This window comes from Bradyrhizobium sp. BR 10289, from assembly GCF_019455385.1.
In the GTDB taxonomy this organism is placed as follows: Bacteria; Pseudomonadota; Alphaproteobacteria; order Rhizobiales; family Xanthobacteraceae; genus Bradyrhizobium.
On record NZ_JACOFR010000037.1, the window covers coordinates 1 to 16,422 of the forward strand.

The 16,422-nt window shown below is 64.2% G+C and carries 16 protein-coding genes; 7 read left to right on the plus strand and 9 right to left on the minus strand.

All coding sequences use genetic code 11. From position 1 onward, the window contains the following. Positions 1–284: 284 nt before the first annotated feature. Both HYH08_RS35155 and HYH08_RS35160 read right to left on the minus strand, forming a co-directional pair. Positions 285–503 (minus strand): hypothetical protein, encoded by a 219-nt coding sequence (locus tag HYH08_RS35155; protein WP_220014397.1) that lies wholly within the window; start codon positions 501–503, stop codon positions 285–287. Positions 504–688: 185 nt separating this feature from the next. Further along, entirely contained in the window at positions 689–1,666 is a 978-nt protein-coding gene (locus HYH08_RS35160) for a magnesium transporter CorA family protein (RefSeq protein ID WP_220014398.1), read from the minus strand. Positions 1,667–2,097: 431 nt separating this feature from the next. On the opposite strand from HYH08_RS35160, the gene HYH08_RS35165 reads away from it, so the two are divergent. After that, positions 2,098–2,784 (plus strand): L,D-transpeptidase, encoded by a 687-nt coding sequence (locus tag HYH08_RS35165; RefSeq protein WP_220014399.1) that lies wholly within the window; start codon positions 2,098–2,100, stop codon positions 2,782–2,784. Between the two features lie 36 nt (positions 2,785–2,820). Here HYH08_RS35165 and HYH08_RS35170 read toward each other — a convergent pair whose 3' ends face one another. Beyond that, positions 2,821–3,903 (minus strand): extensin family protein, encoded by a 1,083-nt coding sequence (locus HYH08_RS35170; protein ID WP_220014400.1) that lies wholly within the window; start codon positions 3,901–3,903, stop codon positions 2,821–2,823. A 65-nt stretch (positions 3,904–3,968) separates the two neighbouring features. Between HYH08_RS35170 and HYH08_RS35175 the strand changes: the two genes are divergently transcribed. Then, positions 3,969–5,597 carry a fatty-acid--CoA ligase gene (locus tag HYH08_RS35175; RefSeq protein ID WP_220014401.1) on the plus strand — a complete coding sequence of 543 codons (1,629 nt, stop codon included), beginning with the start codon at positions 3,969–3,971 and terminating at the stop codon, positions 5,595–5,597. A gap of 215 nt (positions 5,598–5,812) precedes the next feature. Continuing rightward, positions 5,813–6,667: a DUF1499 domain-containing protein gene (locus tag HYH08_RS35180; protein WP_220014402.1), complete on the plus strand. Its 855-nt coding sequence runs from the start codon at positions 5,813–5,815 to the stop codon at positions 6,665–6,667. 7 nt (positions 6,668–6,674) lie between these two features. On the opposite strand, the gene HYH08_RS35185 is transcribed toward HYH08_RS35180, so the two are convergent. From HYH08_RS35185 to HYH08_RS35200, 4 genes are all read right to left on the minus strand, one after another. Next, positions 6,675–7,598: an MBL fold metallo-hydrolase gene (locus HYH08_RS35185; RefSeq protein ID WP_220014403.1), complete on the minus strand. Its 924-nt coding sequence runs from the start codon at positions 7,596–7,598 to the stop codon at positions 6,675–6,677. A 181-nt stretch (positions 7,599–7,779) separates the two neighbouring features. Beyond that, positions 7,780–8,994 (minus strand): acyl-CoA dehydrogenase, encoded by a 1,215-nt coding sequence (locus HYH08_RS35190; RefSeq protein WP_220014404.1) that lies wholly within the window; start codon positions 8,992–8,994, stop codon positions 7,780–7,782. A gap of 136 nt (positions 8,995–9,130) precedes the next feature. After that, positions 9,131–10,207, minus strand: a complete 1,077-nt coding sequence (gene ribB, locus HYH08_RS35195; RefSeq protein WP_220014405.1) for a 3,4-dihydroxy-2-butanone-4-phosphate synthase — start codon at positions 10,205–10,207, stop codon at positions 9,131–9,133. A 168-nt stretch (positions 10,208–10,375) separates the two neighbouring features. Further along, a complete protein-coding gene (locus HYH08_RS35200) occupies positions 10,376–12,106 on the minus strand; it encodes a cation:proton antiporter domain-containing protein (RefSeq protein WP_220014406.1) in 1,731 nt (576 codons plus the stop codon). Between the two features lie 67 nt (positions 12,107–12,173). Between HYH08_RS35200 and HYH08_RS35205 the strand changes: the two genes are divergently transcribed. Together HYH08_RS35205 and HYH08_RS35210 are read left to right on the plus strand one after the other, a co-directional pair. Continuing rightward, the gene (locus tag HYH08_RS35205) at positions 12,174–12,698 is read left to right on the plus strand and encodes a DUF3124 domain-containing protein (RefSeq protein ID WP_220014407.1); all 525 of its coding nucleotides are present in this window, start codon (positions 12,174–12,176) and stop codon (positions 12,696–12,698) included. Between the two features lie 88 nt (positions 12,699–12,786). Next, complete coding sequence (locus HYH08_RS35210) at positions 12,787–14,019, plus strand: aminotransferase-like domain-containing protein (protein ID WP_220014408.1); 1,233 nt, start codon at positions 12,787–12,789, stop codon at positions 14,017–14,019. A 116-nt stretch (positions 14,020–14,135) separates the two neighbouring features. Here the strand turns inward: HYH08_RS35210 and HYH08_RS35215 are convergent, their stop codons facing one another. Then, positions 14,136–14,408 carry a helix-turn-helix domain-containing protein gene (locus HYH08_RS35215; protein WP_220014409.1) on the minus strand — a complete coding sequence of 91 codons (273 nt, stop codon included), beginning with the start codon at positions 14,406–14,408 and terminating at the stop codon, positions 14,136–14,138. Positions 14,409–14,566: 158 nt separating this feature from the next. Between HYH08_RS35215 and HYH08_RS35220 the strand changes: the two genes are divergently transcribed. Both HYH08_RS35220 and HYH08_RS35225 read left to right on the plus strand, forming a co-directional pair. Then, on the plus strand, positions 14,567–15,019 hold the full coding sequence (locus HYH08_RS35220; protein WP_220014410.1) for a hypothetical protein: 453 nt from the start codon (positions 14,567–14,569) through the stop codon (positions 15,017–15,019). Positions 15,020–15,122: 103 nt separating this feature from the next. After that, positions 15,123–15,344, plus strand: coding sequence for a hypothetical protein (locus tag HYH08_RS35225; protein ID WP_220014411.1), 222 nt, complete (start codon positions 15,123–15,125; stop codon positions 15,342–15,344). Positions 15,345–15,544: 200 nt separating this feature from the next. Here the strand turns inward: HYH08_RS35225 and HYH08_RS35230 are convergent, their stop codons facing one another. Beyond that, positions 15,545–16,363, minus strand: a complete 819-nt coding sequence (locus HYH08_RS35230; RefSeq protein ID WP_220014412.1) for an aldo/keto reductase — start codon at positions 16,361–16,363, stop codon at positions 15,545–15,547. Positions 16,364–16,422: the final 59 nt, after the last annotated feature.

The following is a 16,422-nucleotide window of genomic DNA, read 5'->3' on the forward strand; positions in this document are numbered from 1 at the left end:
CCAGCCCGCGATACGTGACGACGCGCGATCGCCCCTCAAGATCGAGCCGGGATGGCTGACACATACGACAAATCCGAATTTCGGTAAAGCGGAATATTTTTGAGGCGACGGATTGACAGCCTCGCAGCTGTTTTGCCCGACAGGCAATCCCGATCGGGATCAAGCCAGTGCGACCGCACAAACGGTGCCAGGCGGTGATTTGAATTTCAGAGAATGCCGTGGAAGCAAGGCGATCCAGACAACGCCGCCGCAAGACCTGGATCGCCCGCCCTTCCTTCCGTTCCTCAATCGAGTCGAATCCGACGTGACCTCTCGCGCGGCCGCGGAGCGGTCGCGCTGAACGCAGTCGAGCAGTCGTCGTCGTTCTCGCCGTCGAGCATCGGAGCACCACAGTGCCGGCACAGGCGTGCCGACATCGACGCCGCCTTGCCGCTCGTCATCGCCTGACGATAGTTCGCCAGATCAATGACGTTGCGGAGCGACGTTATGTGTTTTTCAACCATGGCTATTCCTCGCGGCTAACATGCTGCTTATCGCAGACAAGTTTCGCGCAAACGTTCAGCCCACCGCTCAAATTTTACCGGAGGAATTGGGGCAGCGGGCACACATCACCGCGCGGCCGCAATCCCGCTCTATTCTGCGACACCAACCATCGTGTCTCTGCGACCAGTGTAAGGTCTCGGTAGTATTACAGCCACTTCTTGAACTTGAAGATCCAGTAAGGGACGATGGCCGCGATCAGCATCATCACCAGCGCCATCGGATAGCCGTGGACCCATTCGAGTTCCGGCATCACCTTGAAGTTCATGCCGTAGATCGAGGCGATCAGGGTCGGCGGCATCAGGACAACGGCCATGACCGAAAACAGCTTGATGATGTTGTTCTGCTCGAGATTGACGACGCCGAGCATGGCGTCGAGCACGAAGGTGATCTTGCTGGAGAGATAGGAGGCGTGGTCGGTCAGTGAGGCCACGTCGCGCTGCATGGTCTTGAGCTGCTCGCGCATGTCCTTCGACCATTTCACGCCTTCGACCACCGCGGACAGGAACGTCACGACGCGGCCGATCGACACCAGGCTCTCGCGAACCTTGGAGGTCAGATCGCCCTTGCGGCCGATCGAGATCAGGATCTGGGAATATTGCTTGGCGTGGCCGTGGCGCTCGCTCTCGGGCTCGAAGATGTCGTGGCTGACCTGGTCGATCTCCATGCCGCAGCGTTCCAGAATGTCGGCGCAGCGGTCGATCACGGCGTCCAGGAGCTCCATCAGCACCATCTCGCCGGTGATCGCAGGGGTGCAGGACCGCGCCAGCTTGGCCTCGACCAGGGCGAACGGCTTGGGCTGGTCATAGCGCACCGTGACCAGGCGGTGGTCGCCGAGAATGAAGGTCACCGCCGTGGTCCGGGGCATGTCGGTATCGGAGTGGCACATCAGCGTCGCGGTCATATAGCGCGCGCTGTTCTCGATATAGAGGCGGCTGGAGATCTCGATCTCCTGCATGTCCTCCCTGGTCGGGATCGCGATCCCCAGCAGCCGTTCCACTGCCTTGTCCTCAGCCGCGGTCGGGTTGACCAGATCGACCCACACCGCGTGGTCGGGCACTGCAGAGAGATCGTCGACGACGGCCTTCTTCAGGGAGGAGTCGGTGGGAACGAACACAGAAAACATGAACAACTCCGGGAGAGGCCTGCGGCAGAATGACAGCCCTTAGAGCCTTTCCCGTCCCGATGAAATCGGAACGGGGCTCCAAGGTTCTTGTTTTGACGCGTTTTCTTGACGCGAACCGGTATCCACTTCGCTCGCAAACGCTCCTAGCGCGATTCTGACAAGTTCATGATGACAAGCACATTAACGGAGCGTTTGCATTTGTGGCGGCACTGTGGCCCGGAATCGACAGGTTCAGCCTGCTTTGCCTCGAAACCGGCTTTCGGCCGCAAAATTTGCGGCAAAAAAGCCACAGCTAGGGTCTCGCAGCGCGGGAGAAGCTCCGAAATGCTGGAATTGTGGCAGATTTCAACGATAATAGGCTCATCGGAATCGTGGTTTTGGGCTCGGCTCAAGCTCCACGAAAGCTTGCTGTTGTCGATTGGAACCAGATCATGTCGTCGCTGAAAGTTATGCTGGGTGTTTTGGCCGCGGGCCTGATGCTGTCGGGCTGCATGCAGGCCACGCATTTTGAGGCGACCGACACCAAGTCGTTCAAGCCGAAGGACAAGGAACTCCTCGCCAAGGTCCGCTACGAGAACACCCCGGTGGCCGAGCCGTTCCGCCGCGCCATCGTCGATTACCACCGCAAGGAAGCGCCGGGCTCGATCGTCGTCGATTCCGACAACCACTACCTCTATTACGTGATGGATGGCGGCAAGGCGATCCGCTACGGCATCACCGTCGGCGAAGAAGCCATGGCCTGGTCGGGCATTGCCAAGGTCGGCAGCATGACCGAATGGCCGGCCTGGCATCCGACCCCCGGCGAGATCTCGCGCCTTGGCGTTCCGACCTATGTCGCGCCGGGTCCGGACAATCCGATGGGCTCCCGCGCGATGTATCTCTACTCGGGCGGCAAAGACACGCTGTTCCGCATCCACGGCACCAATCAGCCGGAATATATCGGCGCCTCGATCTCGTCGGGCTGCATCCGCCTGACCAACGAGGACGCGATCGACCTCTACAGCCGCGTCAAGGTCGGCACGATCGTGGTCGTGCTCGAGCCGAAGCATGGCGACTCGCCCTACAATTCGCGCCTTGCGCTGCAAGGTGGCGGAACCGGCCAAGCGGGCAGCTACTGATCGCCCTGTCATCTCAGACATTCAAAAGCGCCGGTTTTACCGGCGCTTTTTTGTTGCCGGCTTGTGCGGCTGGGCCTTGTTGCCATCAGGCTTCTCCGCCGGCGCGGCGGACTTCTCCGTGGCCTCGTCCTCAGCGCCCTCTTTTGCTTCGGGCTTGGCCGCGACCTCGCGCGGCGGCGCCTCCTCGGGCCGTTCGGCCGGCAGGAGCGGCGCGACCTGCGGCAGGGGATCCCAGACGTTCCACTGGCAGATCCGGTAGTCGTTGCGCCGCTGCGCGAGATCGAGGTGGATGTGGTCCTCGTGGTACCAGTCCGAGCCGGGCCCGAGCACCGTGGAGAAGCGCGCGCAAACCGAATGCAGCACCCGCTCGCGCACGTCGCGCGACATGGTGCGGTCGGTCAGGCCAATCGACTGGCCGTTGGCGAGCTTGATGGCGCGGACGTCGAGCGCGTTGGCCTTGCCGTGCTCGGACAGCATCGCCCCGACCACACGGTTGCGACCGCGGCACTCGAAACTGTCGAAATTGTCGAGATCGCTGATGGTCGTGCCGAGGCTGGCGGCTAGCGGCACCATGTCCTTGCGCACCCAGTCGGCGATTGCAGAGGCCATGGGGCAGCGGAGGATCGCCGCGGGCTTGACCGCCACCTTGCGCTTGTCCGGCAGCACGATGGCCTCCAGCCGCACCAGATCCTCGCCACCGCAGGCGCCGGGGCCGCGGATGTCGGGGATCGACGGTGCGATCGCGATCTCCTCGGTGAGCGCAACGCGGCAGGCCGAAAGCTGCTTCTCCGGCGGCGGCGCGGCTTCGGCTGGCTTGCCGCCGTCGGGCTTGTTGTCTGCGGAAGGCTTCCCCTCAGCCTCCGGGGCGACCTCGTCCGTTGCTTTGGGAGCCTCCTCCGGGCGGGGCTTTGGTAGCGGTATCCTTGCGGAGTGAACCGTCGTGCGCGGCCGTGGTGTACCAAGACCAAAGATATCGAGCGGCGCAGCATGTTTTCGCGCCTCTGCCCGATCCGCGAGCACGAGCGAGAGCCCAAGCGCAGCGGTAACCATTGCCGCGCCCGTGGACATATAGCCGCGACAAGACCATTTGCGGCGAAAGTCCGGCAGGCTAAAAGTCATGACAATTCTTTGGCCCAACGCTGAGAGCGACAACCCGCCCAGCGAATTCTCGGAGGAACGTCGGAATGCTTGGTTTGATGCAAGACTGGCCCCTGCTCTGCCACCGGATCATCGAACACGCCGCCAGGATTCATGGCAAGCAGGAGGTCGTCACGCGATCGGTCGAAGGACCGATCCACCGCACCACCTATGGCGAAATCCACAAGCGCGCGCTCAAGGTCTCGCAGATGCTGGAGCGGGACGGCATCAAGCTCGGCGATCGCGTCGCGACGATCGCCTGGAACACCTGGCGCCATCTCGAAGTCTGGTACGGCATCATGGGCATCGGTGCCATCTGCCATACCGTCAATCCCCGCCTTTTCCCCGAGCAGATCGCCTGGATCATCAACCATGCGCAGGACCGCATCGTGATGACCGACCTCACCTTCGTTCCGATCCTGGAGAAGATCGCCGACAAGCTGCCAAGCGTGGAGCGCTACGTCGTGCTCACCGACAAGGCGCATATGCCCGAGACCACGCTCAAGAATGCGGTGGCCTACGAGGACTGGATCGCGCAGGCCGACGGCAAATTCAAATGGAAGGATTTTGACGAGAACACGGCGGCCGCGATGTGCTACACATCAGGTACCACGGGCGATCCGAAGGGTGTGCTGTATTCGCATCGCTCCAACGTGCTGCACGCGCTGATGGCCAACAATGTCGACGCGCTCGGCACCAGCGCCTCCGAGACAATGCTGCCGGTGGTTCCGCTGTTCCATGCCAACAGCTGGGGCATCGCCTTCTCCGCGCCTTCGCAGGGCACCAAGCTGGTGATGCCCGGCGCCAAGCTCGACGGCGCCTCGGTCTATGAGCTGCTCTCGACCGAGAAGGTGACGCACACCGCCGGCGTGCCCACGGTGTGGCTGATGCTGCTGCAGCACATGGCCGCCAATAACCTCAAGCTGCCGGACCTGAAGATGGTGATCTGCGGCGGCTCGGCGATGCCGCGCTCGATGATCAAGGCCTTCCTCGACATGGGCTCGAACGTGCGCCACGCCTGGGGCATGACCGAGATGAGCCCGATCGGCAGCGTCGCGGCGCTGAAGCCGCCGTTCCAGCACGCGACCGGCGAGGCCAGGCTCGACGTTCTCCAGATGCAGGGCTATGCGCCCTTCGCGGTCGAGATGAAGATCACCGACGATGCCGGCAAGGAGCTGCCCTGGGACGGCAAGACCTTCGGCCGCCTCAAGGTCTCCGGCCCCGCGGTCGCCAAGGCCTATTACCGCGTCGATGCCAATATCCTCGACGAGGAGGGCTTCTTCGACACCGGCGACGTCGCGACCATCGACGAGGCCGGCTACATGCGGATCACCGACCGCTCCAAGGACGTCATCAAGTCCGGCGGCGAGTGGATCTCCTCGATCGATCTCGAGAACCTTGCCGTCGGTCATCCCGCCGTGGCGGAGGCGGCCGTTATCGGCGTCTATCATCCCAAATGGGACGAACGGCCGCTGCTGATCGTGCAGCTCAAGCAGGGTCAACAGGCGAGCCGCGAGGACATCCTGAAATTCATGGACGGCAAGATCGCCAAATGGTGGATGCCCGACGACGTCGCATTCGTCGACGGCATCCCGCATACCGCCACGGGCAAGATCCTGAAGACGGCGCTGCGCGACCAGTTCAGAGATTATCGCTTCCCGAACGCGGCGGCGTAGGTCAGTCGTAACCAGACGTCATGCCCGGGCCTGTCCCGGGCATCCACGTCTCGGCCGCTGGGAAATAAAGGCGTGGATGGCCGGGTCAAGCCCGGCCATGACGGTCCCGGCTCTTTCGGAACTCTTGAATTTGCCCCCGGGCCGTGGTCTCAACGACCCATCGTCGCGCCAGATCGGCCGGCACCGCCCCAAAAGATTCCGGCAGAGCTCACCCGATGGCCCGCAGGTTTTCCGCTCCCTATCAGACGGAGCCCGTGTCCAGCCTCGCGAACTGGGCGCGCAATCTGGCGGTGTTCGCGGTGGTGGCGGTGGTGGTGTCGATCATCATCGTCCGCTTCGACTTCCTGGAGATGAAACCGGCGCTGGCCACCTTCTTCGGCGGGCTCGCCATTGCCGGCCTTTCCATCCTGTTCGGTCTGGCCGGCTTTGCCGCGATCTGGCAGAACGGCTCGCGCGGCATGGCGCGCATCCTGCTCGCCTTCCTGATCGACGGGGCCATCCTCGCCTATCCCGCGTATCAGGCCCTGCTCTACCGCAAGCTGCCTCATATCTACGACATCACCACCGACCCGATCGACCCGCCGCGCTTCGACGCGCTGTCGCGCCTGCGCACGGGCGACGGCACCAACACCGCGGTCTATGCCGGCCTCTATTCGGCCGAGCAGCAGCGCCAGTTCTATCCTGACATCGAGCCGATCGAACTGGAGATCCCCGTCGACCGCGCCTATGCAATCACGCGCCAGCTCGTCATCAAGCGCAAATGGACCGTCATCGACGAACGCGAGCCGCAGCCGCCGCGCCGCATCGGCCGTATCGAGGCGGTGGCACGCACGCCGATCATGGGTTTTCGCGAGGATATCTCGATCAGGGTCGTGCCTGACGGGGACGATTCCCGCGTCGATATCCGCTCCGCCTCGCGCTATTTCGACAGCGATCTCGGCAGCAATGCCGCGCGTGTGAAGAAATTCATCGACGACCTCAACACGGCGGCGGACGCCGATGCGCTGAAGCCAGTGAAGAAGACGCCGGTTGCGCCGCCGAAGGCGCCGGCGAAGACGGTAAAGAAGTGACGGCGGGCTAGGCGCCCGCCATCCGGTACGTCCCGCCGATTACGGGATCGCCGTCCGTCGCGACCACGCCGCGGGCGACCAGATCTTCCAGATGCGCCAGCACGGAATAGCCGGCGGCCGTGGTCAGGCGCGGGTCGATGCCGATATAGATCGCGCGCACCATGGTCGGGATGTCGGTTTCGCCCTTGGCGAGGCGGTGCAGGATCGAAGCCTCGCGCGCCTTGCGGTGGCGGATCAGGAAGCGCACGAAGCGCTGGCCCTCCGGGATCTCCGGGCCGTGGCCGGAGAAATAAAGGTCCTCCTCGCGCGCGGCGAGGCGGTCGAGCGAGTCCATGTAGTCGATCATCGAGCCGTCGGGCGGCGCCACGATCGAGGTCGACCAGCCCATCACGTGGTCGCCGACGAAGTTGAACTTCCGCTCGGGCCAGGCGAAGGCGAGATGGTTGGCGGTGTGGCCGGGCGTCGCCACGGCCTCCAGGCGCCAGCCGTCGCCTTCGACGACGTCGCCATGGGCGACCCTGATGTCGGGCACGAAGTCGCGGTCGGAGCCGGACTCCGGATTGTGCTTCTCGCTCTCGAAGCGGGGACGCGAGGCACGGTGCGGGCCTTCGGCATAGACCGGCGCGCCGGTCGCCTGCTTGATCCGCCCGGTATTCGGCGAATGATCGCGGTGGGTGTGGGTGACGAAGATGTGCGTGACGGTCTCACCGCGCACGGCGTCCAGCAGCACGGCCGCATGTGACGCATCGTCCGGACCGGGATCGATGATCGCGACCTTGCCGGTGCCGACGATGTAGCTGACCGTGCCGGTGAAGGTGAACGGGCTCGGATTGTTGCAGAGCACGCGCCGCACGCCGGGGCGGACTTCCTCGACGACGCCGGCTTTCAGCGGGAAATTGCGGTTGAACGGGACGTCGTCGTTGTCGGACATGGGACTTCCTGTGCACTGCCGCCCCCCTCACCGTCATACCCCGCGAAAGCGGGGTATCCAGTACGCCGCGGCGTCTGTGGCGAAGGCGAGGTCTCTGGGGTACTGGATCGTCCGCTCTAGTGCGCATTGCGCACAGGGCGGACGATGACAGCGGAGCAAAGCAACCGGCAGCGAAGCCGGCTCAGAAAAACGCCTGAATGCCCGTGATGGCGCGGCCGAGGATCAGGGCGTGGACGTCGTGGGTGCCCTCGTAGGTGTTGACCGTCTCGAGGTTATGGACGTGGCGCATGACGTGGAATTCGGCCGAGATGCCGTTGCCGCCGTGCATGTCACGCGCGGCGCGGGCGATGTCGAGGGCCTTGCCGCAATTGTTGCGCTTCATGATCGAGATCATCTCGGGCGCGAACTTGCCCTCGTCCATCAGGCGGCCGACGCGAAGCGAGCCCTGCAGGCCGAGCGCGATCTCGGTCTCCATGTCGGCGAGCTTCTTCTGCACCAATTGGGTCGCGGCGAGCGGCTTGCCGAACTGCTTGCGGTCGAGCGTGTACTGGCGGGCGCGGTGCATGCAGTCCTCGGCGGCGCCGATGGCGCCCCAGGAGATGCCGTAGCGGGCGCGGTTGAGGCAGCCGAACGGGCCCTTGAGGCCCGAAACGTTCGGCAGCAGCGCGCTTTCGGGCACCACGACGCCGTCCATCACGACCTCGCCGGTGATCGAGGCGCGAAGCGACAGCTTGCTGCCGATCTTCGGCGCGGAGAGGCCCTTCATGCCCTTCTCCAGCACGAAGCCGCGAATCTGGTTGTCGTGCGCGGCCGACTTGGCCCAGATCACGAATACGTCGGCTATCGGCGCGTTCGAGATCCACATCTTGCTGCCGGTCAGGCGGTAGCCGTCCGAGACCTTTTCCGCACGGGTCTTCATGCCGGCCGGGTCGGAACCGGCATCGGGCTCGGTGAGGCCGAAGCAGCCGACCCACTCGCCGCTGGCGAGCTTCGGCAGGTATTTCTTGCGCTGGTTCTCGTCGCCATAGGCGTAGATCGGATACATCACCAGCGAGGACTGCACCGAGTTCATCGAGCGATAGCCGGAATCGACCCGCTCGATCTCGCGCGCGACGAGGCCATAGGCGACGTAGCTCGCATTGGCGCAGCCATATTCCTCAGGCAGCGTGATGCCGATCAGGCCGAGTTCGCCCATCTCGTTGAAAATCTCGCGATCGGTGTTCTCTTCGAGATAGGCCTTGGTGACGCGCGGCAGCAGCTTGTCCTGGGCATAGGCGCGCGCGGTGTCGCGCACCATGCGCTCGTCTTCGGTCAGCTGCTCGTCCAGCAGGAACGGATCGTCCCACTGGAAAGAAGCCGCAGCCGGCTTGTCCTTGGCCTGAGGGCGCACGCTCATGAAACGTCCTTTCGTCTGGTTCCGTCTGAATTTGCCCGACAAACTAAAGCGCCGCGGCAACAAGTGCAATTGCGTTGCAGCCGTGGAGCCTTGCGTGAATTCCGGGGACACGTCTCGTGCCCCGGAATGACAAGCGCTAACTCTCGAGCTGCTCGTTGGCGACGATCTCGATGCCGAAGCCCGACAGGCCCTTGTAGTCATGCACCGAGGAGGTGAGATGGCGGATCGAGGTGACGCCGAGATCGCGCAGGATCTGCGCGCCGACGCCGACCTCGCGCCACTGGCGGTTGCGGTCGGCCTCCGTCGCCGTCTCGTCCGGCAATGCCGACACGGGAACGCCGGCCGCACCGTCGCGCAAATAGACCAGCACGCCGCGGCCGGACTTCTTGAAGTGCTCGAGCACCGCCGCCATGCGCTTGTGGCCGGTGAAGATGTCCTTGACGATGTTCGGCTTGTGGAAGCGCGTCAGCACGTTCTTGCCGTCGCCGACGCCGTTATAGACGAAGGCGACGTGGGCGATGGAATCGAACGGCGAGCGGTAGGCATAGCCCTGAAGCGGTCCGATCGGGCTCTCGGTGGTGAAGGTCGAGACCCGCTCGATCAGCTTTTCGCGCGCCTGGCGATAGGCGATCATGTCGGCGATGGTGACGTGCTTGAGCTTGTGCCTGGCCGCGAACTGCGCGACCTGCTCGCCCTTCATCACGCTGCCGTCGTCGTTCATCAGTTCGCTGATGACGCCGACCGGCGGCAGGCCGGAGAGCTTGCAGAGGTCGACCGCGGCCTCGGTATGGCCGGAACGCAGCAGCACGCCGCCGTCCTTGGCGATCAGCGGGAAGATGTGGCCGGGGCGGGCAAAATCGTTGGCGCCGGCATTCGGATTGGACAGCGCGCGGCAGCACGAGGCGCGCTCCTCGGCGGAGATGCCGGTGCCGCCGTCCGGCTTGTAGTCGATCGACACCGTGAAGGCGGTGGTGTGGGCGGAATCGTTATGGGCCACCATCGGATCGAGCCGCAGCCGGCGCGCGTCCTCGGTGGTCACGGGCGCACAGACGATGCCGGAGGTGTGGCGGATGATGAAGGCCATCTTCTCGGCGGTGCAGAGCGAGGCGGCGACGATCAGATCGCCCTCGCCCTCGCGATCATCGTCGTCGGTGACGACGACGAGTTCGCCTCTGGCAAAGGCCTGCAAGACTTCCTGGACGCTATCGGGCATGTCCCAATCTCTATCGGTTATGGCCGGGAGGCTTAGCCGGACTCTTGACGGGGCGCTAGTCTCCCTGGCGCAACCACATATGCCGGACCGCAGGCCCGCCAGAGGGCTTGCACCGGACATACCAGGGGATATAGGCGCGGGCGGCTCCGGAAGAAGGCTGCCGGCCCCTCAGGGCAGCACTTCCCGCCGTTCGCCGAGCCGCAGATCGAGCTCGGCCCGCTTGTCGGCCAAGAGGCCGGCCTGGGCGGCTTCAATCACGGTAAACAGCTCATGAGCGTCGCTGAGCCGGGTCACGGTGACATAGCTGGCGCCGGCCTCGTAGAGCTCGCTCACGTCCGAAAGAAGGTCAGCCGTGGCGACGATCATAGCGGTCGGGTTGAGGGTGCGGACGTGACGGACCAGCTTCTCGTTGCTGGCGCCCTTCAGCAGCGCATCCGGCACGCTGAGGATGATCATCTCGGACTTGCCGATGCCGGCATGGAGCAGCGTGTCGGCGCTGCTGATGTCGCCATAGATCACGTGCAGGCCGCGCGACAGCAGCGTCTGGTACACATTGGGGTTGAAGTCGATCACCGTGATCTGCTCGAGCAGCACCGGAGCCTGCCGTTCGATCTCGGCCAAGAGCGCACTCGCCGCGCGGAAAAAGCCGAGGATGACGATGCGGCGGGCCTCGCCATGGCCGCCCTCGTGCCCCTCCTCGGCATGGCCGTTGCCATGGTCGAGATCCTTCAGGCCGATCCGCTTCAACGGGCCGATTGCCCAGCGGGTGATCTCGTCGCTGCGGCTCATCGCGAAGGTCGAGAGCACCGCCAGCACCACGAAGGCGAAGGAGGCCGCATTGGCGGTCTCGGCCGCGATATGGTGATCGTTGACGCCGGTCTGGATCACTACGAGCGAGAATTCCGAGATTTGCGCGAGGTTCAGGGCCGGCAACAGGCTGGCGCGCAGGCCCTGCTTCATCAAATAGAGCGGGGTGAAGGTGGTGACGAGACGGCTCACCACCGTGAAGGCCGCGATCATCAGCGCGAGCCCGATCACGGAGAGACCGGGCACGGGAATGGTCATGCCCAGCGCCACGAAGAACAGCGTGATGAAGAAATCCCGCAGCGTCGTGACCTTGGCGGTGACGTCGAGCGCGTAGGGAAAGGTCGAGAGCGAGACGCCGGCGATCAGCGCGCCCATCTCGCGCGACAGCGACAGCCGCTCGGCGGTCTCGGCGACGAGGAAGCACCAGGCCAGCGCCCCGAGCAGGATCAGCTCGGGCCGCCGCGCGATCTGATGGAACAGGCGCGGCAGCACATAGCGGCTGACCAGCAGTGCCGCGGCGACCAGCACCGCGACGCGGCCGATCGAGAGCAGGATGACGCTCATTTGCAGATTGGCGAGGCTCGGCTGCACCGCCAGGAACAGGATGGCGAAGATATCCTGAAGCACCAGCACGCCGAGCGTGATGCGGCCGGGCAGCGTGTCGAGCTCGCGCTTCTCGTAGAGCACCTTGACGATGATGACGGTGCTCGACAGCGCACAGGCGACGCAGAGATAGACCGCGTCGAAATGCCCGCCACCGAGCGACAGGCCGATGCCGACGAAGAACGCTACGCCGAGCAGGCAGCCGCCGAGCAGCTGGCCGCCGGCCGCGAACAGGATCACCTTGCCGGCCCGCACGATCTTCTTCAGGTCGATCTCGAGGCCGATCATGAACAGCATGAAGATCAGGCCGAGCTCGGAGATAACGCTGATCGATTCCTGCGACTTGACCCAGCCGGCGCCGAATGGACCTATGCAAAAGCCGGCGATAAGGTAGGCCAGGATCAGGGGTTGCCGGGAGAAATGGGCCAAGAGGCCCAGCATCCAGGCAAACAGAATACAGAGAGTGATGTCGCGAATGAGCTCGTGCATGCCGAATTGGTCCGTTTTGCCGCACCCTAGTGACCGAGTGCGACGCGGCAAGCGAGCAATTCGTCACATGCGGATCGTGCTCTGGCTGATCATCCTGCTGGTCCCCCTCGCACTCGGACCGGTGGCTGCGCAGCCCAAGGTCAATATCGAACAAAGCTTTGCCGATTCGCTCACGGCGCTGCCGAAGGAGGAACTCACCGTGTCCGGCGGGTTCTACGTGCCGGCCTATTCCAGCGTTGCGATGAGCCAGGGCAAGCTGCGCGTCGACTTCTCGGTGACCTTGAGCGTGCACAACGCCTCGGAGACGCAAGCGCTGGTGCTCAAACGCATCGCCTATTTCGACACCGCAGGCAAGCAGGTCGAGAGCTATCTGAAGGCGCCGGTGGCGCTCAAGCCCCTCGCCACGGTCTCGATCTTCATCCCGACCGACGACGTGCGCGGCGGCACCGGCGCCAATTTCCTCGTCGACTGGGCTGCAACAGGCGAGATCGCCGAGCCCGTGGTCGAGGCCCTGATGGTTGGCGGCGTCGCCAATTCGCATTACGCTTTCATCAGCCAGGGCCGCCCGACCAGGACGGCCGGCAAGAAGTAAGGCCCGTCCGACCAAGTCGATCGGCAAGACGTAAGGCGGACCGGCGCAACGCCGGCTGCTCAACAAGAACAAAACGAGGAACGCTCCCATGACGTCCAGCTTCGATTTCGCGCCTCTGTTCCCCGCAGGGCTGCCGGCTCCGACTGCCCGCTGGACCGGGCTTGCCAAATACAGCTTTGTCGGCGGCAACAACGATCCTGAGCAAGTGCCGCTTGACGAGCTGATCGAGGCGGCCAACGCGGTGCTGCGGCGCGAAGGCCGCTCGCTCGCCACTTACGGGCTGGCACATGGTCCGCAAGGTTATCTGCCCCTGCGCGAATTCCTGGTGACCAAGCTGAAGCGCGATGCCGGCATCAATTGCACGGTCGACGATCTCCTGATCGTCTCCGGCTCGCTCCAGGCGCTCGACCTCGTCAACGCGACGCTGCTGACGCGCGGCGATACCGTGATCTTCGAGCAGGACAGCTATCAGGGCTCACTGACCCGCCTCGCGCGGCTCGGCGTCAACGTCACAGGCATCCCGCTCGACGAGGACGGCATGCGCGTGGACGCGCTGGCCTCGGCGCTGGCCGACCTCAAAAGCCACGGCATCCGTCCCAAATACATCTACACCATTCCGACCGTGCAGAACCCGACCGGCAGCATCATGCCCGAAAACCGCCGCGCCGAGCTGGTGCGCCTCGCGGGCGACTATGGCGTGCCCATCTTCGAGGACGATTGCTACGCCGACCTGGTCTGGTCAGGACAGCGCCCGCCCGCGATCTACGCGATGAGCCCGAACGGTGGGGTGATCCATATCGGCTCGTTCTCGAAATCGATCGCGCCGGCGCTGCGCGTCGGCTTCATCGTCGCGCCCTGGGATGTGATGTCGCGAATGCTGTCGCTGAAGACCGATGCCGGCTCCGGCGCGCTGGAGCAGATGGTGCTGGCGGCCTATTGCAAGGCGCATTTTGCGACCCACGTGCCGGCGCTGACGAAAGCGCTGCGCACCAAGCTCGACACGCTGATGGAGGCGCTGAACGAGCAGTTCGGGACGGCGGCCGAATTCGAGGAGCCCAAGGGCGGCATCTTCCTCTGGGTCAAGCTGCCCGACCAGGTCGATACGCTGAAGCTGTACCAGGCCGCGCTCGCCGCCGGCGTCTCGATCAATCCGGGGCCGGAATGGTCGACCAGCAAGCCCCATTCCAGCTCCCGGCTGCGACTGTGCTTTGCCAGCCCCTCGCATCAGCAGATTCGCGAGGGAGTCGCCGTGCTGGCCGAGGTCTGCCGCAAGGAGTTCGGCGTGCCGGCCCGCAGCGCCAACGTGGAGAAGCGGGCTTAGGGCGCGACGGAATCAGGCTCGATCGACGTGCGGGATCACCTCTCCCTGACAGGGAGAGGTGATCGAGCCCCGGCTGGCATTGATTTAACCAAGGCAGGTTTCGTATCAGCGGCACATCAAGCCGCTTGTGGCTGGCTGCCGTGAATCGCGGAGGCCAGCCGCAGCAGCAGCACGATCGAGACATTGCCCTTCCCGGCCTCGATCTGGGCGATATAGCGCTCGGATATCCCGGAGCGGCGGGCCAGCTCCCGGCGCGACAGGTCGCAGCGGGCACGCGAGGTCCTCAGGCGCTCGCCCAACTCGGCCAGAAACGCGGCCTCGGAATAGGGCGGCGCGGCACAGCTCCCCGGCAGCACTTCGCCCGCAAAATCCATGACTTGATTCAGCATCGCTCTATCCACGTTCGCCTTCGGGACCGTCATCCTACCCCTGATGCAGCCGGCCTCATTGACGCGGATCAAATTCGCGCGCGACCGGCGGCTGCCGTGGACGGCCACGGGCGGGATGCTACACTTTGGAATTCTTCGAGGCGGGGGTTCTTACGGATATGGTGCGTTGTCCAGGCCGCGGGATCGCGGCTGCGATGGTGTGGGTCGCGTTCACGTCCGCCGCCGGTGCCGAGACGCTTGCCGCGACGGTCGAGCAATGGGGCCTGCTCGGCTCATGGGCGGTCGACTGCTCCGCCCGGCCCGACCGCGACAAGGGCGCGCTGTTGACTTATGAAATCCGGAAGGACGGCCGCGTCATGTACGGGCGCAATTTCGGCGACGCCAAGGACGAGAACGAGGTGGTGTCTGCCACCGTCAATGCCGAAGGCCTGCTCAACGTGATGGTGTATTTCCCGTCGCTGCAGCAGACGCGTGAGTTCGGCCTGCTGCTCACGCAAGAAGGCAGCCTGCGCGCGATCTACAATCGCAACGAGCGCGGCGTGTACACGATCAAGGACGGCAAATACGTCGCGACCGGCGCGCCGACGCCGCCGCAGCAACGCTGCGATTAACGATCGCTGATTCTGAATGTCCATTCAGAATTCTCTTCGCGTTCCTCCGGAACGTTCATCCGAATGCGCGGTTTAGATTTGCATTCGATTGGAGGAGGACATCATGAAGAAACTTGGTTATGTCGTTGCCGCTCTGGGTGCGCTCGCGGTTGCGGCGCCGACGATGGCGAGTGCCGAGACGGTGGTGATCAAGCGTGGTCATCATCACGGCTACGGCGCCCGCGCCGAATTCCGCGAGCATCGCGACCACGGCTGGCATCGCGGCTGGCGCCATCACGACCGGGTCGTGGTGGTCAAGCGCGGCCATCACCACCACTGGGATTAATGCGCAACGCAACATGGAAATGGCCCCTCGCGGGCCATTTCTTTGCGCTCTCTTGTAGGGTGGGCAAAGCGAAGCGTGCCCACGAATTCTTTCCATCGCGAGAGATCGTGGGCACGGCGCGAAGGCGCGCCTTTGCCCACCTACGATTCTTTTCCTTCTCCCCTTGTGGGAGAAGGTGAAATAGCGCCCGCGTCGAAGTATCAATCCCAATCCGGCGCAAAAGCCGGATTGACGCAGCGCTTGTCCTTGGGCAGCGCGGCGATCTTGTTGCGGTCGGCATCGTCGAGCGTGATCTTCAGCGCATCGAGATTGGCCTGCTGGCTCTCGCGGCGCGAGGCCTTGGGGATCGCGGCGACGCCGTCCTGATCGAGCAGCCACTTCAGCGCGACTTGCGCGGCGCTCGCATTGTGCTTGGCGCCGATCTCGGCCAGCACCGGATCTGACGCCACGCGTCCCTGCGCCAGCGGACAATAGGCGACCAGCGGGATCGACTTGGCGTTCAGATAAGCCAGCATCTTCGATTGATCGAGCATGGCGTGATATTCGATCTGGTTGCAGGCGATCGGCGCCTTGATGTCCTCGACGGCGATCTTGAGCAGCGCGGTGGTGAAATTGGCAACGCCAATGGCCCGCGTCCGCCCCTCCTCCTTCAGCTTCATGAGGGTCTCGAACACCGCGCCCCAGTTCGCCGACTTCGACGGCCAATGCACGAGATAGAGGTCGACATGGTCGAGCCTGAGCTTGGTCAGGCTGGCGTCGAAGGCACGGCGAATCGCATCAGGGGCCAGGTTCTCGTGCCAGACCTTCGTGGTGACGTGTAGCTCGCCGCGCGGCAAGCGGGCCGCGGCGAGCGCAGAGCCGATGGCCTCCTCGTTGGCGTACATCTCGGCGGTGTCGATGTGGCGATAGCCGATCGACAGCGCGCTCTCGACCGCGGCGCGGCAGGCATCGCCCTGCATGCGGAAGGTGCCGAGGCCGAGCTTGGGCATGCTGATGCCCTGCGTCTTCAGATGATCCATGGCTCAACTCCTGACGTATCTCATATAGCCGAACACGCGGTGGGGCCGCGAAGGCAGGC